This window comes from Alkalihalobacillus pseudalcaliphilus (assembly GCF_028610675.1).
GTDB classification, from domain to species: domain Bacteria; phylum Bacillota; class Bacilli; order Bacillales; family Bacillaceae_D; genus Alkalihalobacillus; species Alkalihalobacillus pseudalcaliphilus.
This window is the reverse complement of record NZ_JAQQWS010000005.1, coordinates 108,908-132,272: the sequence shown is the minus strand read 5'-3', so window position 1 is coordinate 132,272 and position 23,365 is coordinate 108,908. Positions and strand designations below refer to the sequence as shown.

Below are 23,365 nucleotides of genomic sequence, written 5' to 3'. Positions count from 1 at the left end.
ACTTATATCCTCCGTTCTATATTTAAAACTTTCATAATGTAATCTGCTGTTTCTTCTACGGCTTTATTAGAGACATCAATGATGGGACAACCAATTCTTTTCATAATCTTCTCGGCATATTCGAGTTCATCAAATATTCTTTCTAAATTGACGTAAGAAGTATCCGTTGTAATTCCTAAAGATTTCAAGCGCTCTTTACGAATTTCATTTAATGTATCGGGACGAATAATTAAGCCTACACATCTTTTCTTTGATACTTTATTTAATTGCTCAGGAATAGGTACTTCTGGAATAAGTGGAATATTGGCCACTTTATAACCTTTATTCGCTAAATACATAGAAAGTGGTGTTTTCGATGTTCTGGATACTCCAATCAAAACTAAATCAGCATGTAGGATTCCTTCAGCATCCTTAGCATCATCATATTTGACAGCAAATTCAATCGCTTCAACTCGCCTAAAATATTGACTATCTAGCTTCCTCATTAACATCGGTTCATTTATCGGTTCTTCTGACGTCTTCTTTTTAAAAACAGACATTAATGGTCCCAATAAATCAACCGCTGCTACATCATTTGCTTTTGCCCTAGGATCAATGGCTTCTTTTAATCCAGGAATGACTAACGTATAGGCGATTATGGCATCATGATTTTTAGCTTGTTTTATCGCCCTATCAATGTCTTCCTTAGATTTAATATAAGGAAATCTTTTAATTTCAAATGGACTAGTGAATTGTGTAGCCACTGCTTTAATTACATACTCTGCTGTTTCTCCAACTGAATCTGATAGTAAATAAACCAGAGTCGGTTTATGCATAAAAACACCCACTTATTCAGAATATTCAATCTTTTGTTTGTGCAAGGAGATTGAGTTCTCCTTTGATTTCACTATTTATTTTTCATTTAAAAGACCTAAAATTTCTACAGCCGCTTCTTCAATCGACTTGTTCGAAACATTTATAATCGGGCACATTAATTGTTCCATAATGCGATTGCCATAATTAATCTCATTTTTAACCTGTTCAAAATCGGTATAAATCGTTGATTGCGGTAATCCAATAACCTTGAGTCGTTCCGTTCGAACCTTTAACAAGTGATTGGTATCCATTGTTAAACCGACAATTAGCGTTTTTTGTAATGTGAATAATTCGCTGGGAGGTGATATTCCAGGAATTAATGGTAAATTTGCTGCTTTGATTCCTTTATGAGCCAAATAAATACTTAACGGTGTTTTGGATGTTCGTGATACACCGACTAATACGATGTCAGCTTGAGATAAGCCCCCAATATTTTTACCATCATCATATTTCACGGCGAAATCAACTGCTTCAATTCTCTTATAATATTTTTCATCAAGCTCATATTGTAATTTAGGTGTCATTTTCGGTTTATCTTGAAACGTATCGATATATGCCTGCATCAGAGGTCCAATAATATCAATAGCTTGGACATCCATTTCAATTGACAAATCCTTCATCACTTTCCGTAAGTTTGGTTCAACTAATGTATAAGCGATTATTCCACCATGTTCTTTTACTTCTTGAATAATATCTACAATCTCTTCTTCTGATTGAATGAGGTGATGTCTTTTCATTTCAATGTCTTGAATGGCGAATTGCTGCATGGTTGCTTTTACAACCGTTTCTGCCGTATCACCTAAAGCATCAGAACACAAATAAAATGTTGGCTGTTTCATGTTCACAATCCTACCCTCTCTTTCTGCTATTCACCATTTTCTAAATCAAGTAGCATACGTGTCATATTGGTTTTGGTGATTCGACCGATAACTTTCTTTTTATCGCTCTCCTCACTCAAAACTTCCTCGATAACTGGTAAGCTATCTACTTGAAAGTGAATCATCTTTCTTGCTGCTTCAACCACAGCATCATCCGGGAGGATTGTTACAATATTTGGATGTCTTGTCATAACCAAATTAACCGGCATAGTAGTCGCATTAGAATTCCCTAAAGTAACCTTCAATAAATCTTTACGTGAAACGATCCCCTCTAGAAAACCCTCTTCATCCACAACCATAATTGAACCTACATTCTCTAAAAATAGTTTAATAACAACCTCTTGAACCGTAGCTTTTCCGTCAACCACAATGGGTACACTTTGGATATCTTTGACCTTTAGTTGTTGCAGGTAACCAGCTTGTGCTTGATTACTATGAAAAGTTTTCCCAATAAAATAACCAACTTTAGGTTTAGATTCAAGAGCATTTGTCATCACTAACACAGCCAAATCCGAACGCAATGCAGCTTTACTGACCCCCACTAACTCCGCAATTTGCTCAGCTGTAATAGGCTCACTCTTTTTGACAATTTCTATAATATTTCTCTGTCTATGTGTGAATTCAATCATATTATCCCTCCTCCCAACAATTACTCCCAATCGAATCATACCCTTAAACACAGTATTCGATCAATTATTTTTGTAATTTAAGATAGATATATTGTTGGAAGAAGTATATTCATTAAGAAGCTACACTTAATGATTTTTGTTTACATGCACATTTTTGAGAAACTGTGTGAAACGTTTGTACTTTTTCACAATCAAATGTATCAATGACAGATTGACAATCTTGACAAATCAATGTCCCTAATTGATTTTGCTTTTGATTAGACAAGCACTGTACTGTTTTCATTTTTCTCCATCCCTCTTTGTACTAAGATTGCAAGCTCACAAACTCTTGATGCATAAGCCCACTCATTGTCATACCAAGCCATAACTTTTAATTGATCACCCATGACCATAATCGAATCTAAATCTACGACAGCTGAATACTCACTTCCGACAAAATCAATTGAAACTAATGGCTCATCATTTGTCCCAACAACTTTGGAAAGGTTTTCATCTTTAATATGAAGAAAAGCTTCCTTCACTTCATCAACCGTCATATCTTGCTTTAATTGAACCGTTAAATCGATAAGTGATACATCTTGAGTTGGAACTCTTAATGCAGTCCCTTGCATTACTGGTGCCAAATGTGGAATCACTTCTTTAAGTGCTTTTCCTACTCCAGTTGAAGTTGGAACAATCGATGAAGTGGCACTTCTTGCTCTTCTTAAATCTTTATGTGGATTATCAAGTAATTTCTGGTCAGATGTAAAAGCATGCACAGTCGTTAACCAGCCTTGTTTAATACCAAAAGCATCATCTAATACTTTTAAAACGGGTGCTGTACAATTTGTTGTACATGATGCTGCAGAAATTAATTTATGCTCATTTAAATTTAATTGGTCTTGGTTAACCCCCATAACAATGGTTGCATCCATTTCTTTTCCTGGTGCTGTAATGATAACTGATTCTGCACCTGCTGCTAAGTGGCGTTTTGAACCTACATGGTCATTAAACTTTCCGGTTGCATCTAATACCAACGTGACTCCGTTTTCTTTCCAAGGAATCTCTTCTGGATTTCTTGTGCAGCCCATAATAATTTTTTGACCATCGATGATAAGTGCATTTTCTACTATTTCTATCTTCACATTCCATTTGCCGTGAACTGAATCATATTTTAATAGATGTGCAACGGTTTCAGCTGGATACGTGCTATTAATAACTTTTAAAGAACCTTTCATCGTATCATTAGACATCATTTTCCTAATTAATAAACGTCCAATTCTTCCTGTACCGCTAATTCCAATTCCTGTCATCTATAATCCCATCCTTTAAATCATTTATTTCATGCATTTAATATAACACATTAAATATTAAATGTACACTATATTATATTTATATATGATTAATCCAATAAAGTGTACACTTTTACTAAAGTTCTTCTTATTTTCTTTGTATCATGTGTAATTATTCAAGGGAATCAAAGCCAGCAGCTTGACAACACTTATACGAATTGAATGAAAAGCCACCAATTAAAAGCAAAACCACACTTTCATCTTTTTTCGTGGCGAAGTGAATGGGGCTTCGCTTTGTGCGTTTTGTATGCACTCAATCAACATCTTGATTTTACGATTCTAGACTTTTAGTTCATATGCTTATTCATTATGTTTGTTCTTAAAAAGCTCAAATAAAAGCCGTTGACATAATTTGTAATGTCACGGCTTTTATTTGATAAATACGTATATCATATATTCGCTGATTAAATAATACTTATACGCATTGGAATGAAGCAATTCTATTCGTATCAATACCGAAATACGTCCAGCGGAATCCATTCCAACGGAAACCAGCTACTGAAGTACGTCCTACAAAAATTGGGTAAAACCAAAACGATTGACCGTTATTTAGATGAATGAAAGTAAATCGATACATACAACCTGATATTGCACCTGGATCAACAGCAAACGGTGTCACACCGGCACTTTGCAAAACACTCATATCAGGTGGAGGTGTTGAAGGTGGCTGAGCTTGATTGCCTCCACCAAACGGCGGATTAAAGGGACCTTGACCAAAAGGCGGCCCAGCTGGCGGATTGAATGGAGGTCCTCCACTCCCCGGCCCAAGTGGGAAATTAGGTGGAAAAAAACCTCCTAAAAATGAACGGTCTCCATTTATATATTGTCCGTTCGTTGTATTGCTTGGATAAGAATGCGTATATGATTGTGGATAATTAGGGTACATCATTAATCTCCTTTCATAACAAATCATTTATATACGATATGCATTTGCCTAAAAGGAGGTGATTTCAAAATATAAAGGACAAGTAACCACGAAAACATATAGCCACTAAATTAGCTGTTTAGTATAATAAAGAAGCACCATTAGTCGATATGATGGTTTCATTATCTGCTAAAAATTCGACTTATTATAAGGAGCTTTTCTTATGAATTTTAAAACTCTTGCTAGTAAATGGGAACATTTTATTTACCATTATAAGTTTCACGCACTGATAACGGCGATTGCCCTTTTATTAATTGGTTATTTATTCTTTGTTTTTTTTCAAGAGAAAGATTCAAACCCTTCCCCTTCACAAATTGATGCACCTCTTCACATCATCATTTTTGGTGATTTTAACGAAGATAATTTACATACTTTTCAAACAAAACTTGATTTACTTTTCCCTAGCTGGGATTCGATTCATCTTGATTTTCTTTATGCCAATGAATCGGTTGATAATTATCAGGGTTTAGCTCAGTTTTATCAAAATCAAGTTGTGATTCAGGATACGACCCCTGATTTATATATCTTTGATGAATTACATTACTTAAAATTTTTTGAGAGTGGTCCATTTACTAACTTACAGTTAACCCCTTTTAATATTCCGTTGGATCGTTTTATAGAAATTGAATTGAACGCTGTTAAGACACCTTCTTTCAAAGGTATTCAACTTTTTGATATTCATCCCTTTCAATGGTTAGACGGCTACAATCCAATGCTAGTGGTGCATGAAAATTCTGCCAATGATGACCATGTAATACAGTTCATTCAGCAATTCATTCAATGAGTAAAAGCTAGATTTTTTAATTGAAATTTAGTGGGAACATAGAGCGCTACTCGTCGCTACCAAAAATTATACCTCGCGTCCTGCGGGGTCGTGCTGAGCTAATAAAAAACCACGATTTCTCGTGGTTTTTTATTTTGGTTAACGTATTTGCAGACAGACTGGCTTATGTATATGATTGATAACACTCACTTCTTTTAGATCAGCCAATCCTGTTATTTTAAACTGGTGCACAGAATTAGTATGTTCATTAGCCACGTATAAAAACTGGTTTTTAGCATCTAAATGAAAGTTTCTCGGCCACTCACCTGCTAACATCGTGTAGTCGAGCATATGTAAATCCCCTTTTTCATTTAATTTATACGCTGTAATACTATGATGGCCCCTATTTGATGTATACAAAACCCTATTATGCTGATCTAAATGAATATCTGCACCATAATTTTTCAAATGAAACTCTTTCGGAATTGTCGCGATTTCTTGTTTATGAGTTAACTTCTGCTCAGTTATATTAAAATCATACGCACTGACCGTCCATACATGTTCATTGATTACATAAACGGAATTTGAGTTTTCATCAAATTCACAATGCCTCGGACCAGCACCGGCCTTCGCTTCTTGCTCGAAACAAAAATGGAACTTCTTACTCTTAGTATCCCATTGATAAATAAATAGCCGATTTAAAGCTAAATCCGTTATAAGGTAGTAATTTTGAGTCAGTCTTTTTATTTGGTGTGGATGACTCTGTTGTCCAAAGTTTGTAAAGTCTAACTGTTGTCTTACCTGATTATATCGTCCATCTTCATCTAATAAGAGAACCGTAACTGTGCCTGCCCCATAATTGGTAACAAAAATAGCATCTTCTTCTTCGCTTAAAGTAATAAAACATGGGGAATGTTGCTGAATGTCAATTCTATTAAGTTCATTTAAAAGAATTGAATGGTCTTTCCTAACCACCTCATAACAAACAACAGCTCCTTCCTTAACCTCACTAACTGCATAGAGTCGATCACCATTTTGATTTAAGGTCACATATGATGGATTACTAATCCCATTTGTACGACCAACTTGTTGCCATGAATAGTCAGACTGCTGCTCGTAGACGAGTATAGCGTCTTCTTGTTTTGTATGATAAGTTCCAATAAACATTAGCTTTCCGTTATATCGTTTTACTCCCATCGTGTCCTCCTTCAAATGGTCATCCTTTAACCGCTCCAGATGTTGCCCCTTTTTCAAATGTTTTTTGAGCAAATAAATAAAAGATAATTATCGGAATAACAGTTAGCATAATCGCTGCCGTCATCAAGCCGTAATCAGTCCCATATTGCGAACTAATATTAGACAATAATACAACAATCGGCGCTACCTTTTCTTGTGGAACGAGTACTAATGAAGTAAATAAATCATTATAGGACCACAAAAAGACAAAGGTACCTACTGTACCAAAGGCCGGTAGTGATATCGGCAGGAAAATGCGCGTAAACATGGTCCAACGATTACAACCATCCATTACCGCTGCTTCTTCTAATTCCTTTGGTATTGTCGCCATATATCCACTAATGACAAGTATCGCAAATGGAATATTAGCTGCTGTAATTGGAATGATAAAGGCTAAATGAGTGTTAACTAAATCCATACTAATCATCATTCGATATACAGGTACGATTGTCGCAAAAGCGGGTATTAATAAGCTTGCCACTAGTGCAGTTTGAATAAATCCACGTAAACGAAATTTCATCCTCGACATCGCAAATGCAGCTAATCCACCTAACATTAATGCAAACAATACAACAGAGCCACTCATAATAAAACTATTCAAATAACTCCGTCCAATATTCACCGTTTCAAAGGCATTTAAATAGTTGGCAAACGTTGGATCGGAGGGAAAAGCAAATGTATCCGTAATAATTTCTCTTGAATTTTTAAAGGAATTTAAGAGCACCCATACTAACGGAAAAATGGTGGTCACTGCCCAAAGAGACAAACAAATATAAACAAACAAACGACCAAATTTTGACTTATGAAAATATTGATCTTGTAACCTCTCCCAAAAAGTCAGTTTATTTCTTTCTATTTCAGCCATCGAGAAACACCACTTTCCATTAATAAGTTACTTCTTCGCGTTTTAATAATTTATTTGTAACAAATGCTAAAGTTAACCCAATTACAACCATAAGAATCGATAACGTAGCCCCATAACCCATCGCATTATCTACAATTGCTTTTTGATACATATAAGTCCCAAGAACTTCAGAGTTTCTAGCAGGCCCACCACGAGTTATGATATAAACAAGTTCAAATATTTTTAATGCACCGGTAATCGCTAAGATTAGACACGTTTTCATATCTGAGACAATTAATGGTAGTGTAATTTTCGTTAAACGTTTCCACCAGGTCACACCTTCAAGCTTCGCAGCCTCATAGAAATCTTGTGGAATTTTGGCAATTGCTGTCAAGATTATAATGAAATAGAAACCGACATAGTGCCAAATCGTTGGTATTGCTACCATATATAAAGCCGATGATTCTGTTAACCAGACCTGCCTCTCCAACCCAAAGCCAACAAGAATTTCATTTAACAAACCATTTCGATAGTTATAAATGAGGGAAAATAGAAGACCAATGGCTGCACCCGATATAACAATTGGAAAGAAAAATGTCGTTCTAAAAAAGCCAACACCACGCTTAATAGAATCAACCATAATCGCAAGTAATAAGGCGATTCCTACCTGGAAAATCGCAACATAAATCATCAGTTCCAACGTATTAAACATGGCATTTTTAGCCAAATCATCATTTAATAAGCGGATATAGTTGTCAAATCCTATAAAGGTCGAGTTAAAAAAACCATCGGTTCTATAAAAACTTAATTTAATGTTTTCAAAAAATGGATAATAAAGAAAGATACCGGCCATCAACATGGCTGGTGTCATGAACAAAAAGATATAAAGTCTATCGCCCTTCATAAAGAAGCTCCTTTATTTATAAGATCAGTTCCCTTGCTCTATTTCTAGAGCTAAGGGAACCCTAGCATTTTGTTATAGCTTTATTCCAAAGCTGCTGCTTCTTCAACAACCTGTGCACCTGTTTTAGAACCGTTTACAATTTCAGGTACACTTTGACGCATATGAGTAAATGACTCTTCATAAATTCGGTCGTTAATTGGTAACTCTATCGCAGGTGCATCTGCAACTAACTTATGACCACCAGCAATATGTTCTGCTAAATCAGTTAGCTCTCCTTTTGCTGGAGGCTGTCCTGTCGGCTGCACAAGGCGAAGTAATGTCTCTTCTGCCGTTACATAATTAAAGAAATCTACAACAGCATCACGTTTTGACTCGTCTTCATAAGATTCTGTGCTAATAAACCAGCCAGAGGACGAACCACCTACAAGCTCTCCATACTCAAACCCATCTGCATAACCAGGCATTGGTAATACTGATACTTGCTCTGCAATTCCCGCTTCAGTTAATTGACCCCAGAACCAAGAACCTTCAAAAATCATCGCTGCCTGCTCTTGTTTAAATAAATCCGCAGCAAAAGATAAATCTAAAGTAGCTGCATCTGGAGGAAACGCTCCCATTTCAGCGTGTTCTTTAATTTTATCCAAACCTTCAGCCCATGCTGGGTGTTGGTCAGCCAATGATGCTCGATAAGCATCTATTCCACCTGCCGCTAAGATATAGTGCTCTACAACATAATAAGAAGCTTCAGTTGATGCCGCAATTGGAATAATGTCTGTTTTTGAAAACTCTTCAATCGCTTTTTCATATAACTCCCATGACGTAGGTAACTCTATCCCATGTTCTTCGAATAACTTCTCATTGACAAAAATTGCTTCATAAAACCCAGATTGTGGGGCAGCATAGATGCCTCCATCTTCATTACGCTGTTGCTCCAACATCGAATTAAATCCAGATAAATCTAAGCCCTCGATATCTTCAAGGTTCATAACTTTCCCTTCATTAATGATGCCTGTTGCTGCATTTGTATTAAAGAAAAACATTAAATCGGGTTCGTTGCCTGAGGAATACTCCGTTTGAACCTTTGTACGAATCATCTCTGCATCTGCGGATTGTGAATCATTAACAATCGTAATATGCGGATTTTCTGATTGATAATCAGCTAACACTTCTTCAAATGCTTTTCCAGAAGGGTCTGTTCCAGCCATCATTGTAACAACTCGTAATTCAACCTCTTCTTCGGTTCCAACATCTGAGGCAGTGCCTCCATTACCACCATTAGCATCGCCATCGCTACTATCACCACAAGCAGCTAACATTAATAAAGAAAAAATGAGTAAACATGATAGAAAACCAAATCTTTTCATTTGCATAATAACTCCCCTTTATTTAATGATTTTTTATGATAAAACAACTAAACTATTATAATGTTCAGTTGTCTATACCTAATTAAAAGATCGGCTCAATAATCTCACATAAAAGATAGTAACATTATAATAATAGTAATGATTGATAACACTATTTTATTAACATGAAAAATCTATATTCTATCAAAAATTCATATAATGGCTAAAATACCCATCTGATTCGTTTGATAATTCGCAACATTATAATGATAATTGTAACACAATTAATAAAATTTGGTATAACAATTTCAGAACTTTCTTTCGACAAATTTAGATAGTGTTCTTCACTACCTTCATTTAATATAGTAGACTATACCAATTTCAATCAATTAAAAGAAAGAGAACCATTTTGGGCTCTCTTTCTCTTCGTTACCAAGCTGCAATTGCACCATCCGTTCTAAACTCCGTGCCACCTTGAAGTACACCGGTTTCTGCATCTCGCCAAATAATTTGACCTCTACCAAACGGTGTTGAATCAAGCGTAAAGGATACATGATGACCTTTACGTTGTAGAGCTTGGGCAAAATGAGGAGGAAAGTGAGGTTCAACAATAATCTTTTTCCCCTCCATCCATTGCCATCTCGGTGCATCTAGTGTTGATTGAGGATTCAAATGAGCATCAATTGTATTCATTATTACTTGAACATGACCTTGAGGCTGCATAAAACCACCCATGACACCAAATGGTCCAATCGCTTGATTTCCTTTTGTTAGGAAGCCTGGAATAATCGTATGAAACGTTCTTTTCTTCCCTTCTAAACAATTATCATGATGAGGATCGAATGAAAAGTTATGGCCGCGATTCTGCATTCCAATTCCAGTTCCAGGAATGACAATACCTGAGCCAAAGCCCATATAATTACTTTGAATAAAAGAGACCATATTACCTTCTGCATCAGCAGTAGCTAGATATACTGTTCCACCTTTTGGCGGAGTTCCTGCTTCAGGAAGTATAGCCTCTTCTTGAATTTGAGCTCTTCTTAAATCCGCATACTCATCAGATAATAATTCTTCTACTTTTACAGACATTTTTTCTTGCTCAGTAATATATGTTTGTCCATCAGCAAATGCTAATTTTATCGCTTCAATTTGTTTATGATATTTATCTACGCTATCTTCCTGATGAAACGTATAACCTTTTAATGTATTTAACGCTAATAATGCAATTAATCCTTGTCCATTTGGTGGGATTTCCCAAACTTCATAACCGCGATAATTAACATGAATCGGCTTTACCCATGTTGGCTTATAATTTGCTAGATCATCTTTGGTCATATAGCCTCCATGACGGTTGGAGTGCTCGACAATTTGTTCAGCAATTTCTCCTCGATAAAATGCCGCGCCTCGTGTCTCGGCAATCTTTTCTAACGTTTCAGCATGACCTGCGGAAAACCAAACTTCACCGATTTTAGGAGCACGGCCGTTAGGGGCAAAGGTTTCAAACCATGCTTTAAACTCTTCACCATTTAAGGAGCTTTGATAATGTTGATAAGCCCTTTCCCACATCTTGCCTAACACAGGGGATATCGGATATCCTTCTTTGGCATAATCGATAGCTGGCTGTAACACTTCTGCTAAAGGCAACTGACCAAATCGTTCAGACAGCTCTACCCATGCCGCCGGGGCACCAGGAACTGTGACAGGAATCCAGCCATACTTTGGAATTTCATCAAAACCACGATCTTTTAACTTTTCGATAGAAATGCCAGCAGGAGAATAACCACTTGCATTTAATCCATGCAATTCTCCTTTGGTCCAAACTAGAGCAAAGGCATCGCCACCAATACCATTAGAAGTAGGTTCAACGACTGTTAGACACGCGGCTGTTGCAATCGCTGCATCGATCGCATTTCCACCCTTTTTCATAATATCAAGCCCTGCCTGTGCCGCTAATGGTTGTGAAGTGGCGACCATTCCTTTTTTGGCAAAGGTAGTCATTCTTTGTGATGGATATGGATAATAATTCGCATCAATCTTGTTCATGTATGTATCACTCCTATTTCATCACCCACATATGGTGTCTCTTACTTATACTTTAAGCTTCTCTTCTTCGTTAAAAGGAAAATGATTACTTTTTTCAAAAATGATTAAATGAGCAGTCGGGATAAGATCGGCGATTTCTATACCATGTTTCGCTGGGCATTGAGAATCAAAGCGACCGACGTAAATATAACTTGGTACTTGAATATCTTTTAAGAAAGGACGGTAATCCATCGTTGGGTAAATATGTTGATTAACATAAATTAATCGCTTTCCGACATTTTTACCACCGAACTATTTAATAGATTCATAATCTCATTAATTCGCTCATTATTTAGGTTCTTATAATTATAAATACTAGCTCGATCACGCCTATACTCATTGCTCGCCGCTGCACCACCACAGATGATTTTGGTTAATCCACCTCCTATATCCTTTTTTATGATTGTTCCAAATAAAGAAACCTTACAGAATATTATAACAAAATAACCCCATATAAAAAAGCAGATAGGTAATGGTATATATCACTTATCTGCTTTAACTTTTATAAAATACCTTCCCGAATAACCGCAAATAAATACCACTGCTCCTCGACTCTTTCAAATAAAAAACGAATCATTTGCTGTTTTTCAGGTTGTTCGAATGATTCGGCTAAATAATCAACAAATACCGCTTGAGGATGTGCGTCAAATAATAACTGACTTCTCTCATCCGTTTCAATTTTTTGATGGAAAATCACTTCATTATAATGAATATCAAACTCTCCTTTATCTTTTAAAAGATATTCAGATACGAACTCTCCACCAGTTAATTGAATTTCATCACCGTCATTTTCTACTCCCCATAAAAAAGATTGCTGTTCATCAAGACTAGTTAATTGTTCTTGGGTAAACGTCCTTTCATAAATAGCTTTGATTTCTGATTGCGGAAAAAGAGCAAAGGTTAGGTTTTTATCTGGATGAACGTTTGTAGCTAACGATGGGAAGTCGTGTCTTTTAATTTTCTGAAAAACATCTTCAGCTAATCCAAGGATCCATTGTGAATCCTCGATACTTAATGTCTGTTCAAGTGTTTCTTTCTCTTTCTCTTTTTGAAGGATACGAGAGGTTTCATGGTTGGTTACATAATCGTTTTTTTGCGACTCTTGAACATTAGTACTGTCTGTTGATTGGCATGCGATTAAACTCCCTAAAGACAACATCAAAATCGAACCCAGTAAGATTTTTCTCACAGTCATTCCCCTTTGCATAGTGGTTTGTCTTACGAGATTTTATGTGATTTTATCTTTAATTAGACAGAGAATGTTCAAATCCTTTTAAATGTATAAAAACGGTAATATAGGTCTGGTTCTTCTTTGTATGAAAGTTACATAGGGGTGATAGTTTGTGCCGTGAAGTTAGCTCGACATCCATCTCGCGATCAATGACCTTAGTAGGACAGTGCTGCCTGCTTGTTCAGGCCGACTGCTGATGGTGATCGAGTTGTAAACGTGCCAACAGTTTGAACAGTCGCCACTACTTTCAACTTTGTTGGTGGCGAAGTGAACCGTCTTCTCCATGAGCGTTTTATATGAAAGTTCAATGGGTGGTGCTCATTTCTCAAGTTAACATACCTTTCGACCTTTGTTTTTGGTCCGTTTTTGAAAATCGAAAGCGAGCTTGGCTAACGGACCAAAAACACTTGGATGTTGGATATTAATCCCGATGAGTTTTTTTGGTGGTGACTGTTTGTGCGGTGCGCTGAATTTTTTTGGGCACGCTCTTCGAGTTAACTTCCAAAAAGTGGCGGGGTTACGGCAAAATGTGAGAATCCTCAAAACCGTTATTGCTAGGGCTTTCTACTCTTTTTTTCAGCTCGCAACCCCGTGGATTCTTCTTCAAAGTGATTGAAGGTTAGAATTCTTAAGTTGTTACCTTATTCCGTATCATTCTTGCTACTATCTTTATTTCATCTACTGTTTTGGAATAAGCTTTAATAACTCTCCTTCCTCTTGTTGAAGGTATGTTTGATGGTAATGACCATCGATCCACGATTGGAACTGGTCATCGTACCATTGACTTTTCAGGTGCTCGGATTGTCCTGGCCCTACGATGTGATAGGATTCATTTGGATAACCCATATCAATGACAAACCTCCACGAGGCTCCATGATTTACCACTCCATCATCACGAAAGGCGGCGGCTTGTACGGTCACTTGACTACCTGGGGTCGCTACTCCTCCCTTTGGATTAAATAGCAAATGAAGCGGTGAAACACTTGATAATGGGTGCCTAAAATGAACTTGGTGGAAATCACCCCACTGCCATTGCTCGACTTTATCCCCTTCTCTCTCTTCAATAAAATCTAATGTCCTTTGAAGTGAGACAAGCAAGACGTGTTCCAGCCCTCCTGCCTCTTTGATCCATGGACCTTCTTCATTCACAAATGCATTTCTTAGCATTTGGTCAACGGTCCCCCTCTCTCCATGAAATAAATCACGCATATCTTTGGGAATTTGTTCCTCAAATAAAACGTCACCAATTTCCCTCATCCAGAGGTTAAAGATGTATGGTGCCGCATCCTTGACTCGATCCATGTAGTCCCACTCTTCCAAAATAGCAAGAGCTTCCTTCTCCTTCCCTTTCCCTTGTTCCAATGAACCTTCAAGTAGTGAAAGAAACAACGGGAGAAATTCTTCTGCATGGAGGTTTTTAATGTCCATTTGTAAGTCCATCATATCTTCAGCTGTAAATATTTGATTTTGCTCTAATACCTCTACAATCCTCATTTGTCTATATGGCTGAGCCCAATGGTGGCTGATATGATAAGGATAATCTTCCTCTGTTACTTTATAATTAGCGGTTGCAATAAAGTCGTTTTCTGGATTTTCAATTCGCGGAAGCTCATCAAAGGGTATATAACCATCCCAGCCATATTCATCTGTCCAACCTGGTACTGGTAACAAACCATCTCCCTTTTTCCGGATAGGAATTTTCCCATTTGCCTTAAAGGCAATATTACCCTCTGTATCTGCAATAACAAAGTTTTGAGTCGGTGTATGGAAATCCAACAATCCCTCTTCAAACTCTTCCCAATTTTGGGCTTTATTCATATTTAAAATAGCCTCAAGTTCAGCAGACGGTTCTAGTGCCGTCCATTGTAACGAAAGAACTGTAGTCCGATTTGATTCACCTGCAAACTCCGAAATTAATGGGCCGTGACGTGTTTCAATAACTTCATAATCTAGCGTTTCTTGTCCCTTTACATGTATCGGTTCTGGATGAACGATTGCCTTTTCCCATTCGTCGTTGTATAGAAATAAATAGCGGTCTTCCTCATGTCTTTTTTCAATATAAAGGTCTTGGACATCTGGTCCCGTATTCGTAACCCCCCATGCTACATGCTCGTTATGGCCTAGTATAATTCCAGGAATACCTGCAAAAATCACTCCACTTACCTGAACCGTTGGTGAGTCTAACTTCATTTGATACCAGATGGACGGCGTTGCTAATCCTAGATGCGGATCATCAGCGAGTAGTGGCTGTCCACTTTCCGTTTTATCACCACTGATAACCCAGTTATTGCTGCCATTAAATTTATGTGGCACTATCGCATTGGCAAAAGCTTCTTTTAAATCAAGTTCATCTTTTCCAATAATATAAGGTGTTTCAGCAGGATAGCTCGGAAATAAATCAAAGGCTTTTTCTTCTTCAAATTCTTGTAATAAGTATTGTCTAAATGCCTGACTTTCCCAATGACCACCTAAATCGTAGGCCATATACTTCCCAATTGTTAACGAGTCTATGGGCGTCCACTCATTGGGCTCATAGCCTAAAATTGTAAATTCTATCGGCCATTTACCACTAAGACGTAATTCATCTATATAGGCGTTAACACCATTTGCAAAAGCCTCTAGTACTTGCCTACCATAATCAGAGTACATATGTAACGAATCTTCTGCTGCCCTTCTTAAACCGAGTGTTCTAAAATACTTATCGTTGTCTATTGGTGCTTCTCCAATCACTTCACTTAAAGTGCCTGATGCTTGCCTTCTACTCATATCCATTTGAAATAAACGATCTTGTGCTTGGATGTAACCTTGAGCAACAAAGAGGTCCATTTCATTCTCTGCACTTATATGTGGCACTCCTTGCTCATCACGTAAAACGGTTACAGCTTCTTCTAAATGTGGCAAGGTGATTTCTCCAGAAATTTGTGGAAGTGAACGGTTTAAATACCAATTCGCACCTACTACAGCAATCATTATGAGCACCATGATGATTCCCAGTGTCCATAAGCTAACTTTCTTCCATCTTTTCATTGGACGTCTTTTCTCTAAACTAGTCTCCATTTTTATCCCCCCGATATGTCTATATCATTACTGTTTCTCTTTTGACTCCTAATTTCCTCCAAAACAATCAAAGCACTTTATATTTTATATGAAAGTTACCTAGGGACGATCGTTTGTGCCGTGAAGTTAGCTGGTTCTTTATTCCCTTCGCACCTTTTCGTGCAGATACTCCATGGTTGGCCTCAGTATCTTCACATTAACTGCCTCTTTGTGTAGTTACTCCATGGTTTCGCGTCTCTATCTGCACAAACCTTTATTAATCGTAAAATTGGCGATAGCTAACTTTCATAACAAATGAATGAAAAGCCAACAAATAAAAAGCAAATACTAATTGAATAAAGTTCCACCAGTTAAAGAGTGAAACCCTACTTATATGTTCGGAGAAGACTAGTTGTAAACGTATCCACAGGTTAAGAAGTCGTCAGTACATATGAAAGCACGTACCCGCAGGAGAGAGCTGACTTTAGTAATGGCTATTCACGGACTCCTACTTGAGTATTCATGAATCTACTAAATAAGTCCTTTTTTTTGATCAATTAATAATAATCAGAGGTTTACTAGAATAGACTCTAGTAAAGCAGGAAAAGGAGTGATTCTTTGCGACATTTCTATAAAAAGTTCACGATTATCAAAACCGCTACAGCGTATTTTGCTGTTGTTATGATAAGTATTTGTATTCTATTAACTAGTCTTGTAACCATATCAGACTTTCAATCTAGGAACTTACACCGAAGTATGGAGGGAATTAACGGTCAGTTTTTATTGCATGTGATGAGTATGGAGAATCATTTTTTGGGACAAGTATTACCTGATGGATATTCTACTAAATCACTAACAAGCTTTACATTCGAACTGGCCACTAACATTGAACTCGGCGACTTCCGCTCATTACTTGGACGCGAAATCCCTGGACTTAATAGTCGTGATGTACGTATTATTGTTGCTGGTGAAGGTACTGACATTACGAATTTACCGTATGAATCACCACCTCCATTAGAGACGATTTTAGAAGACAGAGAAGCTGTTAAAGATTGGGCAGAGGATGAAGAGCAGAACCAAGAGGAGAAACCACCAACCATTAGTGAGGGTGATGATCCGGTTGTGCTCTTATATCATAGTCATAGTTGGGAGTCGTTTTTGCCTCACTTACCTGGTGAAGCAAACCCTAATAGTGCTGCTAGCAACGAAGTAAATATTATTGATGTAGGGCATCATTTAAAAGAAGCACTAGAAAAACAAGGGATAAAAACAGTCATTGATACCACCAATATGACGAAAAAATTAAACGAGTTAGGAAAAGGGACAGGTTACTCTTACACCGCTTCAAGGGGAATCGTTCAAAGTTATTTGGATCAATATGAATCGATAGACTACGTGATTGACTTACATCGAGATTCTGCCCGCTACGATATTACCCATACAGAGTTAGATGGTGAAGATTTTGCAAGACTTATGTTTGTAGTTGGTGAATCACATTCTAATTACGAAATCAACGAAAAGCTAGCAACTGAAATGCATAAACGTTTAGGTGATCAATTATCACGCGGTGTCTTTGGAAAAGACAAAACCCAGGGAAATGGAATATATAATCAGGACTTAAGTAAAGGAGCATTACTTGTTGAATTCGGTGGTGTCGATAACCATATGAATGAATTACATCGTTCTGCCGAAAAATTTGCAGAAATTTTTAGTGAATATTACTTTGAACAACTTGAAAAAGACAACTAATAGCCTAGACAAAGAAGAGGGCAATAACCAACTGCTCTCTTCTTGTTTATAAAAAAATATTGACAAAACTCTATTAAAATTATATATTTATATTTGTCCGATACATATCCCAGTACGATCCGTTAGCTCAGCTGGGAGAGCGCCACCTTGACAGGGTGGAGGTCACTGGTTCGAGCCCAGTACGGGTCATCGTTTAGAACTCTTGTATATCAAGGGTTCTTTTTATTTCCTCATTCTTAAAACAAGTAATGTCGGTATAAAACAGGCAGTCAAACAGACATTTCACAGGCGAAAACTTCATTCTTATGCCTACTTAACTTTCTTTAACTTAAAATTCCTTTTAACCAATCGCCACCAATACCCACAATTATTTGCATAAACATGGGCACGAGTTGCACAAGGCAGCTATATCACCAGCTAATGTAGTTAAGCCTACTTTTAATTGGTGAGTAGCTGTTTTTTTATTAATTTTTTTGAGTGATACTTTAATACTTGGAGGCTCATAGGTCATTACCATTCTCTATCCCGTTCATAAGTGCATGTGTAATGCCTATTTTTTTGCTATGATTTTTTGTTCAGATCAGCACACTCGTCAAGAATTAATTTTAGTTTTGTATTTATATTTTTCACCTTTAAGAATATTTAACCATATATAACATATTTTTCTTTATTTTTTAATTGTAGTTCAGTATAATTAGTTTGAATTTATATAGGGGGAATTTACTATGAAAAAATATCTATTAGGTACGGCTATTTTAGTCGGAGGATTGACTTTGGCTGCATGTGGAGATGGTAATTCATCGACTGATCCTGTAGAAACAGAACCAGAATCTACAGAAACAGAAGGCACAGGTACAGTTGATTCAAGTGAAGATGATGCAGGTGAAGATGTTACAGAAGATGAAACAATTGATGAGGATGGATGGGAAACTAAAGTTGGCGAAACTGTCGAGAACGAAGGTGGGACTTTTACTTTAATTGCTCGTCAAGATGAAGTCGAGACAATTGAAACAGGTCCTATGGTACTAACTATACCGCAAGTTAATGCATCAAGTGCTGAATTAAAAGGCGATTTGAAAGCATTTTTAGAAGCTGATTCCATTGAATACATTCAAATTGATATGGAAGTTGAGAATACTTCTGGAGACACAATTTCATTTTATCCTGCTCAAGCTACGATAACTACAAATACTGGTGAACAACTAGAATCAGATTTGTGGTTGTCCGATCATATTGATGGTGATTTTATCGGGCAAGTTAGTAAAGAAGGTTCTCAATTCTTCATTTTAGAAAAATCAAAAGCTGAAGAAATTGAATGGGTTCGCATTCTTATCAACTCTCCTCATGATGATGATTGGAATGATGTTGGTGAAGATGTTGATATTACAGTAGAGTTTTAAACAAAGGTTGTTGATCTATTGTTAAATTAGAATTAAAAGTCAAGGGAGCTTAAAGCTCTCTTTTTCAACCTCGATAGCAGAACGTATGTTTTCATATAATATCTTAAAAGGCGATGATAATAGTGGATTTTATAATGGAGCAGAAAATACTTAGGATTATCTCACATAGGACTCAAAAAAAGAAATTGAAAAAAATAACCTGATCAAAAACGACCAGGACATACTTACGGGCAAATGGATAGATTTATTAAACAAATATCCGTTGGCGACATAGTGATGATACCCAGCAAGAACTCAACTCATTTTTCATTTGGCGTGATTGATTCTGATGTTTATATCAGGAAAATTAGCGAGACAGAGATTATCAAGAAGTGTGTACCTTTAACAATCTAATTGACATAGTTCCTGATATTCAAGAGCCTTTTAATGAGGTTCTCGACAACCTGAGCTTTGAATCAAGGCTTTTTATTTTTATGTAAAGTGCCTTGAAATTGCTGTGCAAAACTTGTAGCCAATTGCTCAGCCACTCTTATATTCCATTCTGCCTTGCGATTATTAGCCACTTCTAATGTCAAACTCCCATGCTTTGGCCAATACGTGATTTCTAAGACCCCTTTTTCACTTTCCCTTTTGAAATGCCAATGAAAAGAGCCCTTTTTGGTCACTAACGTTGTTTTTTGGGTAACTATTAATTTGTGCAGTCTCACCTGTTGCTCAATTTGCTCACAAATTAACTCTTGGTCGAATGATTTTATTTCACCTAGTTTTGTACTTGTAACCTCAAACAGAACCATAATTGCCTCCCCATGGTAACGCTCATTTCTTTAACGCTAATAGATCACTAAACCTCTTTAACTTATGTGTATAATCACCTACTTCTCCAAATCCATAAGCCGCGTAATAAAAAGGGATTCCCGCAAACTCTGAAGCAGCTTGATCTCCAGTCGTATCGCCGATATAAATAGGGGATACTAATTGATTTCTTTTCATGATTAGCTTAATATTCTCTCCCTTTGACAGCCCCGTTCTACCAGGATTTTCATAATCAATAAAGAAATGGTGAAGTTGATAATAATCTAAAAACGCTTCAATATAGCCATCTTGACAATTACTAACAATAAATAAGCGGTAATGTTGCTTTAGTTCTTTTAACACTTCCTCCACTTGTTCATACAAAATACCACCGTTTTTTTGAAGGTATTCATTTTCTGCTTGATTACATTGTTCTAAAATATCATGCCGCTTTTCTTTTGTTAGTTCAGGCAATAGGATTTCACCAATTTCTTCCACTTGTAAACCCATCGTTTTCGTAAAATCATCTAAAGTCGTTTTTTTATTAATGCCGTTTTCAGTTAGCACTTGATTCCACACTTTCACAACAGACTCTCGCGAATCCCATAACGTTCCATCTAAATCAAAAATAAGACTATCCATGCTGCACCTCTATTTTATCTTGATAATATACAATGATATTGGTAGTTTAACAAAAATGACACCATCATTCGAACAAAAGAGTCTCTTAAGACTTAATTTTAACGACAAACAGGGAAAACCCCGTTTATGTAATCGTGTAAACAATCTTGATGCTGTTGGTTCATGAGTTCAGGAATCGTGTCTAGGTCAAAAAAAGCTAATTCCATCGTCTCTTGTTTATCATATTGATTCGTATTATTAATTATTTCGCATTCAAAGAAAAAAAGTATCGTTTGTGCTCGGTCTCCATTTGCATATTTGTCTGTGTACTTAGTATAAATCCCAATTAAATCCGTGGTTTTTACTTGATAACCTGTTTCTTCTTGTATTTCTCTTAAGGCTGCTTCTTCTGCTGATTCACCTAACTCAATGGCCCCTCCAGGGAAACTCCATTTCTTATTATCTTTGCGCTTGTGCAACAAAATCTGACCTTTTTCATTTTTTACACATCCACCAGCAAAATTGAGAATAATTTGATCATGCCCTACTTTACTTCTTATCTTTTTAATGTAATCCATGTGTTCTCCTTTCTTTTATATGAAAGTTGATACTGATGCTCATGTGCGGAGCTTTGCTCACCGCTACCGAAAATCATGCTCCGCGACAATCGCGTGACGCTTTGAAGTTCGTTACTCCTTGGTCCCCATGAGTAACTGACACGTTCGGCTCTTTGTTCAGATACTCCATGATCCCGCTCCAGCATCTGCACAAACCTTATGGAGTGTTGAAGTGGCGATCAATGACTTTCATCTTTGTTAGTGTCGGAGCTGTTCTAGCTCCGACATGGGCGCTTTATATGAAAGTTACTTGTTGTATGCGGTGCGCGTATTATTCATATGGATTTTGCCAATAGAAGGGTGTTCTACTTCGATACGCGGCCATTTTTCTTGCCAATTTTTTTGCTTTACTCTTTTTAGATAAATTTCTAGTAGTTTAGTGTCTTTTTGAAAAGGGGGTGTTGGTCGGACCTTCATACTCATTAAGTCATCCAAACCATAAGGTGCCGCTGTTTGAATTTGACCATTTGGCTGCATCCTTATTCCTATCGCTGTAACCGTTTCAGGGAAATGAGCAATCCCTTCTTCCGTCGTGTGATATGGCTGTACTCCATTGATCATGTGCATGCGTGCTTGATTTTTCACGGACCAAGGGTACTCGGGTGCTTTCTGTTTTAAGGTACGTTCAAATTGCTTTTCTATCTTTTCGTCTACATATTCGCTGTCAAAATAGATGAGGTCAATATCAACAATAGGTGTACGCTCTTCATAACCATGTAAAGAGTCCCAAACGGTCGATCTTATAAAACCTGCACTTATATACCAATTAGGAAGATGAAGTTCTTTACTTATCGCTAATACATGATTCATTACTTCGCTTTGACTTATAATTGCGTAAAAATCAGAATTCATTTTAAACCCTCCTTTTAAAAGAACGTACGTTCCGAATGTGTGCTCATAAAAAGCTACATAGATATTCATACCTCTACCTATGTAGCTTATAAATTATGATTTGACTTCTTTATTTAAATCTAACTGAACTAATTCTGCTTTACTATCTTGAATACGAATAATAGCTTCTTTCCCCTTTAAATCACACTTAAAGACACCATTTGTAAATTCTGTTGCTACAGCTTGAAAATAAATCCCTTTTACAACATACTCCTCACAATGATCAAGGACGAGTTCATATTTATCATTTTCTTTCACTAAATAACCTGTAACACCACGTTGAAATTGTTCTTCTGCATCTTCATTTTGCTCCCTCTTCATAGAAACAATTTGCAAATCAACATCCTCTAAAATATGAAGAAGTTCATGTATGATCGAACCCTTGGTTAGAACCTCCCATTTAGTTAGCGGTGGCTGACCTATTACAACATGATTAATATTTTTTTCATCAACCGTTTTTGCAATAATATCTGATATTCTTTTACTTCCTTTGATTTTCCAAATGAAATCACATTGATATTTATTCGCTAATTGCTCAAAGAATTTCTTATGTTCAGCCATTGTAAAATCTTTAGAGTCGTACTCCTTATTTTCAATCGAAAGAACATAACAGCTTTGTTTATATAATTCAGCTATAAATTTTCCTTTTTTTATTAGAGCTTCTGCATTTTTCCCATAACTAACACAAACTAAAACCGCACCTTGCATGTAGAACACCCCTTCTTTTTACTAGATAGTTCATACAAAACTAAGAAATTTTGTTCATTTTACCATAGATAAAACCAAAAAGTTATGATAATTTCATTAATTTTTTATATTCTTATATGTAAGCTTTTCTTTATATACGTATAATCTTTTTAGATGGTTTCATTTTAGTTTTAAATGAAAGTTGCTTAGGGCGATAATTAGTGCCGTGAAGTTAGCTCGTCATCCATCTCGCGATAAATGACCTTAGCAGGACAGTGCTACCTGTTTGTTCAGGCCGACCCCACTCCTAATAGTGATCGAGTTGTAAACGTGCCAACTGTTTAAAAAGTAGCCACTATCCACGAAAAATGGTTTTGTGCAGATACTACTTGGTTTGACCTCCGTATCTGCACATTAACACTCTCTTTGTGCAGATACTACTTGGTTTGACCTCCGTATCTGCACATTAACACCCTCTTTGTGCAGATACTACTTGGTTTGACCTCCGTATCTGCACATTAACACCCTCTTTGTGCAGATACTACTTGGTT

At 36.7% G+C, this 23,365-nt stretch carries 21 protein-coding genes and 1 tRNA gene; 4 read left to right on the top strand and 18 right to left on the bottom strand.

The features are described from left to right. Nucleotides 1-2: 2 nt before the first annotated feature. The 6 genes from PQ479_RS12480 to PQ479_RS12455 all read right to left on the bottom strand — a co-directional run bounded on the left by PQ479_RS12480 (nt 3) and on the right by PQ479_RS12455 (nt 4,582). Nucleotides 3-815 (bottom strand): pyruvate, water dikinase regulatory protein, encoded by an 813-nt coding sequence (locus PQ479_RS12480; RefSeq protein ID WP_047987700.1) that lies wholly within the window; start codon nt 813-815, stop codon nt 3-5. A gap of 75 nt (nt 816-890) precedes the next feature. After that, nucleotides 891-1,694 (bottom strand): pyruvate, water dikinase regulatory protein, encoded by an 804-nt coding sequence (locus PQ479_RS12475; RefSeq protein WP_047987699.1) that lies wholly within the window; start codon nt 1,692-1,694, stop codon nt 891-893. Between the two features lie 26 nt (nt 1,695-1,720). Beyond that, nucleotides 1,721-2,362 carry a helix-turn-helix transcriptional regulator gene (locus tag PQ479_RS12470; RefSeq protein ID WP_047987698.1) on the bottom strand — a complete coding sequence of 214 codons (642 nt, stop codon included), beginning with the start codon at nt 2,360-2,362 and terminating at the stop codon, nt 1,721-1,723. A 112-nt stretch (nt 2,363-2,474) separates the two neighbouring features. After that, entirely contained in the window at nt 2,475-2,645 is a 171-nt protein-coding gene (locus tag PQ479_RS12465) for a GapA-binding peptide SR1P (RefSeq protein WP_273717019.1), read from the bottom strand. Beyond that, on the bottom strand, nt 2,620-3,654 hold the full coding sequence (gap, locus tag PQ479_RS12460) for a type I glyceraldehyde-3-phosphate dehydrogenase (protein WP_047987697.1): 1,035 nt from the start codon (nt 3,652-3,654) through the stop codon (nt 2,620-2,622). The genes PQ479_RS12465 and gap overlap by 26 nt, the downstream gene beginning before the upstream one ends. Nucleotides 3,655-4,108: 454 nt before the next feature. Beyond that, nucleotides 4,109-4,582 (bottom strand): hypothetical protein, encoded by a 474-nt coding sequence (locus PQ479_RS12455; RefSeq protein WP_047987696.1) that lies wholly within the window; start codon nt 4,580-4,582, stop codon nt 4,109-4,111. Nucleotides 4,583-4,781: 199 nt separating this feature from the next. Here PQ479_RS12455 and PQ479_RS12450 point away from each other — a divergent pair, with 199 nt between their 5' ends. Continuing rightward, on the top strand, nt 4,782-5,402 hold the full coding sequence (locus tag PQ479_RS12450; protein WP_047987695.1) for a hypothetical protein: 621 nt from the start codon (nt 4,782-4,784) through the stop codon (nt 5,400-5,402). Between the two features lie 138 nt (nt 5,403-5,540). Here the strand turns inward: PQ479_RS12450 and PQ479_RS12445 are convergent, their stop codons facing one another. The 7 genes from PQ479_RS12445 to PQ479_RS12415 all read right to left on the bottom strand — a co-directional run bounded on the left by PQ479_RS12445 (nt 5,541) and on the right by PQ479_RS12415 (nt 16,078). After that, a complete protein-coding gene (locus PQ479_RS12445) occupies nt 5,541-6,578 on the bottom strand; it encodes a lactonase family protein (RefSeq protein ID WP_047987694.1) in 1,038 nt (345 codons plus the stop codon). A 19-nt stretch (nt 6,579-6,597) separates the two neighbouring features. Further along, complete coding sequence (locus PQ479_RS12440; RefSeq protein ID WP_273717017.1) at nt 6,598-7,482, bottom strand: carbohydrate ABC transporter permease; 885 nt, start codon at nt 7,480-7,482, stop codon at nt 6,598-6,600. 19 nt (nt 7,483-7,501) lie between these two features. Beyond that, the gene (locus PQ479_RS12435; protein ID WP_047987693.1) at nt 7,502-8,365 is read right to left on the bottom strand and encodes a carbohydrate ABC transporter permease; all 864 of its coding nucleotides are present in this window, start codon (nt 8,363-8,365) and stop codon (nt 7,502-7,504) included. A gap of 80 nt (nt 8,366-8,445) precedes the next feature. Continuing rightward, nucleotides 8,446-9,735: an ABC transporter substrate-binding protein gene (locus tag PQ479_RS12430; protein ID WP_047987692.1), complete on the bottom strand. Its 1,290-nt coding sequence runs from the start codon at nt 9,733-9,735 to the stop codon at nt 8,446-8,448. A gap of 402 nt (nt 9,736-10,137) precedes the next feature. Further along, nucleotides 10,138-11,751 (bottom strand): gamma-glutamyltransferase family protein, encoded by a 1,614-nt coding sequence (locus tag PQ479_RS12425; RefSeq protein WP_047987691.1) that lies wholly within the window; start codon nt 11,749-11,751, stop codon nt 10,138-10,140. A gap of 541 nt (nt 11,752-12,292) precedes the next feature. Continuing rightward, nucleotides 12,293-12,979 (bottom strand): hypothetical protein, encoded by a 687-nt coding sequence (locus PQ479_RS12420; RefSeq protein WP_047987689.1) that lies wholly within the window; start codon nt 12,977-12,979, stop codon nt 12,293-12,295. A 720-nt stretch (nt 12,980-13,699) separates the two neighbouring features. After that, complete coding sequence (locus tag PQ479_RS12415; protein WP_047987688.1) at nt 13,700-16,078, bottom strand: penicillin acylase family protein; 2,379 nt, start codon at nt 16,076-16,078, stop codon at nt 13,700-13,702. Between the two features lie 597 nt (nt 16,079-16,675). Between PQ479_RS12415 and spoIIP the strand changes: the two genes are divergently transcribed. The 3 genes from spoIIP (at nt 16,676) to PQ479_RS12400 (ending at nt 19,206) form a co-directional block, all read left to right on the top strand. Then, on the top strand, nt 16,676-17,806 hold the full coding sequence (spoIIP, locus tag PQ479_RS12410; RefSeq protein WP_047987687.1) for a stage II sporulation protein P: 1,131 nt from the start codon (nt 16,676-16,678) through the stop codon (nt 17,804-17,806). Nucleotides 17,807-17,922: 116 nt separating this feature from the next. Beyond that, nucleotides 17,923-17,995: transfer RNA gene (locus tag PQ479_RS12405), tRNA-Val, on the top strand. A 536-nt stretch (nt 17,996-18,531) separates the two neighbouring features. Further along, nucleotides 18,532-19,206 carry a hypothetical protein gene (locus PQ479_RS12400; protein WP_047987686.1) on the top strand — a complete coding sequence of 225 codons (675 nt, stop codon included), beginning with the start codon at nt 18,532-18,534 and terminating at the stop codon, nt 19,204-19,206. Between the two features lie 455 nt (nt 19,207-19,661). Here the strand turns inward: PQ479_RS12400 and PQ479_RS12395 are convergent, their stop codons facing one another. The 5 genes from PQ479_RS12395 to PQ479_RS12375 form a co-directional block, all read right to left on the bottom strand. Beyond that, nucleotides 19,662-20,000: a hypothetical protein gene (locus PQ479_RS12395; RefSeq protein ID WP_047987685.1), complete on the bottom strand. Its 339-nt coding sequence runs from the start codon at nt 19,998-20,000 to the stop codon at nt 19,662-19,664. Between the two features lie 22 nt (nt 20,001-20,022). After that, nucleotides 20,023-20,640 (bottom strand): HAD family hydrolase, encoded by a 618-nt coding sequence (locus PQ479_RS12390; RefSeq protein ID WP_047987684.1) that lies wholly within the window; start codon nt 20,638-20,640, stop codon nt 20,023-20,025. A gap of 98 nt (nt 20,641-20,738) precedes the next feature. Then, nucleotides 20,739-21,197: an NUDIX hydrolase gene (locus PQ479_RS12385; protein WP_047987683.1), complete on the bottom strand. Its 459-nt coding sequence runs from the start codon at nt 21,195-21,197 to the stop codon at nt 20,739-20,741. Nucleotides 21,198-21,482: 285 nt separating this feature from the next. After that, complete coding sequence (locus PQ479_RS12380) at nt 21,483-22,088, bottom strand: nucleotidyltransferase family protein (RefSeq protein WP_047987682.1); 606 nt, start codon at nt 22,086-22,088, stop codon at nt 21,483-21,485. Nucleotides 22,089-22,181: 93 nt separating this feature from the next. Then, nucleotides 22,182-22,835: an adenine nucleotide alpha hydrolase family protein gene (locus tag PQ479_RS12375; protein ID WP_047987681.1), complete on the bottom strand. Its 654-nt coding sequence runs from the start codon at nt 22,833-22,835 to the stop codon at nt 22,182-22,184. Between the last annotated feature and the right edge of the window lie 530 nt (nt 22,836-23,365).

Excerpts from the sequence above, each read along its gene's own strand:
- PQ479_RS12480 (WP_047987700.1), bottom strand. The coding sequence starts at position 815 with ATGCATAAACCGACTCTGGTTTATTTACTATCAGATTCAGTTGGAGAA.
- PQ479_RS12475 (WP_047987699.1), bottom strand. The coding sequence starts at position 1,694 with ATGAAACAGCCAACATTTTATTTGTGTTCTGATGCTTTAGGTGATACG.
- PQ479_RS12470 (WP_047987698.1), bottom strand. The coding sequence starts at position 2,362 with ATGATTGAATTCACACATAGACAGAGAAATATTATAGAAATTGTCAAA.
- PQ479_RS12465 (WP_273717019.1), bottom strand. The coding sequence starts at position 2,645 with ATGAAAACAGTACAGTGCTTGTCTAATCAAAAGCAAAATCAATTAGGG.
- gap (WP_047987697.1), bottom strand. The coding sequence starts at position 3,654 with ATGACAGGAATTGGAATTAGCGGTACAGGAAGAATTGGACGTTTATTA.
- PQ479_RS12455 (WP_047987696.1), bottom strand. The coding sequence starts at position 4,582 with ATGATGTACCCTAATTATCCACAATCATATACGCATTCTTATCCAAGC.
- PQ479_RS12450 (WP_047987695.1), top strand. The coding sequence starts at position 4,782 with ATGAATTTTAAAACTCTTGCTAGTAAATGGGAACATTTTATTTACCAT.
- PQ479_RS12445 (WP_047987694.1), bottom strand. The coding sequence starts at position 6,578 with ATGGGAGTAAAACGATATAACGGAAAGCTAATGTTTATTGGAACTTAT.
- PQ479_RS12440 (WP_273717017.1), bottom strand. The coding sequence starts at position 7,482 with ATGGCTGAAATAGAAAGAAATAAACTGACTTTTTGGGAGAGGTTACAA.
- PQ479_RS12435 (WP_047987693.1), bottom strand. The coding sequence starts at position 8,365 with ATGAAGGGCGATAGACTTTATATCTTTTTGTTCATGACACCAGCCATG.
- PQ479_RS12430 (WP_047987692.1), bottom strand. The coding sequence starts at position 9,735 with ATGCAAATGAAAAGATTTGGTTTTCTATCATGTTTACTCATTTTTTCT.
- PQ479_RS12425 (WP_047987691.1), bottom strand. The coding sequence starts at position 11,751 with ATGAACAAGATTGATGCGAATTATTATCCATATCCATCACAAAGAATG.
- PQ479_RS12415 (WP_047987688.1), bottom strand. The coding sequence starts at position 16,078 with ATGGAGACTAGTTTAGAGAAAAGACGTCCAATGAAAAGATGGAAGAAA.
- PQ479_RS12400 (WP_047987686.1), top strand. The coding sequence starts at position 18,532 with ATGAAAAAATATCTATTAGGTACGGCTATTTTAGTCGGAGGATTGACT.
- PQ479_RS12395 (WP_047987685.1), bottom strand. The coding sequence starts at position 20,000 with ATGGTTCTGTTTGAGGTTACAAGTACAAAACTAGGTGAAATAAAATCA.
- PQ479_RS12390 (WP_047987684.1), bottom strand. The coding sequence starts at position 20,640 with ATGGATAGTCTTATTTTTGATTTAGATGGAACGTTATGGGATTCGCGA.
- PQ479_RS12385 (WP_047987683.1), bottom strand. The coding sequence starts at position 21,197 with ATGGATTACATTAAAAAGATAAGAAGTAAAGTAGGGCATGATCAAATT.
- PQ479_RS12380 (WP_047987682.1), bottom strand. The coding sequence starts at position 22,088 with ATGAATTCTGATTTTTACGCAATTATAAGTCAAAGCGAAGTAATGAAT.
- PQ479_RS12375 (WP_047987681.1), bottom strand. The coding sequence starts at position 22,835 with ATGCAAGGTGCGGTTTTAGTTTGTGTTAGTTATGGGAAAAATGCAGAA.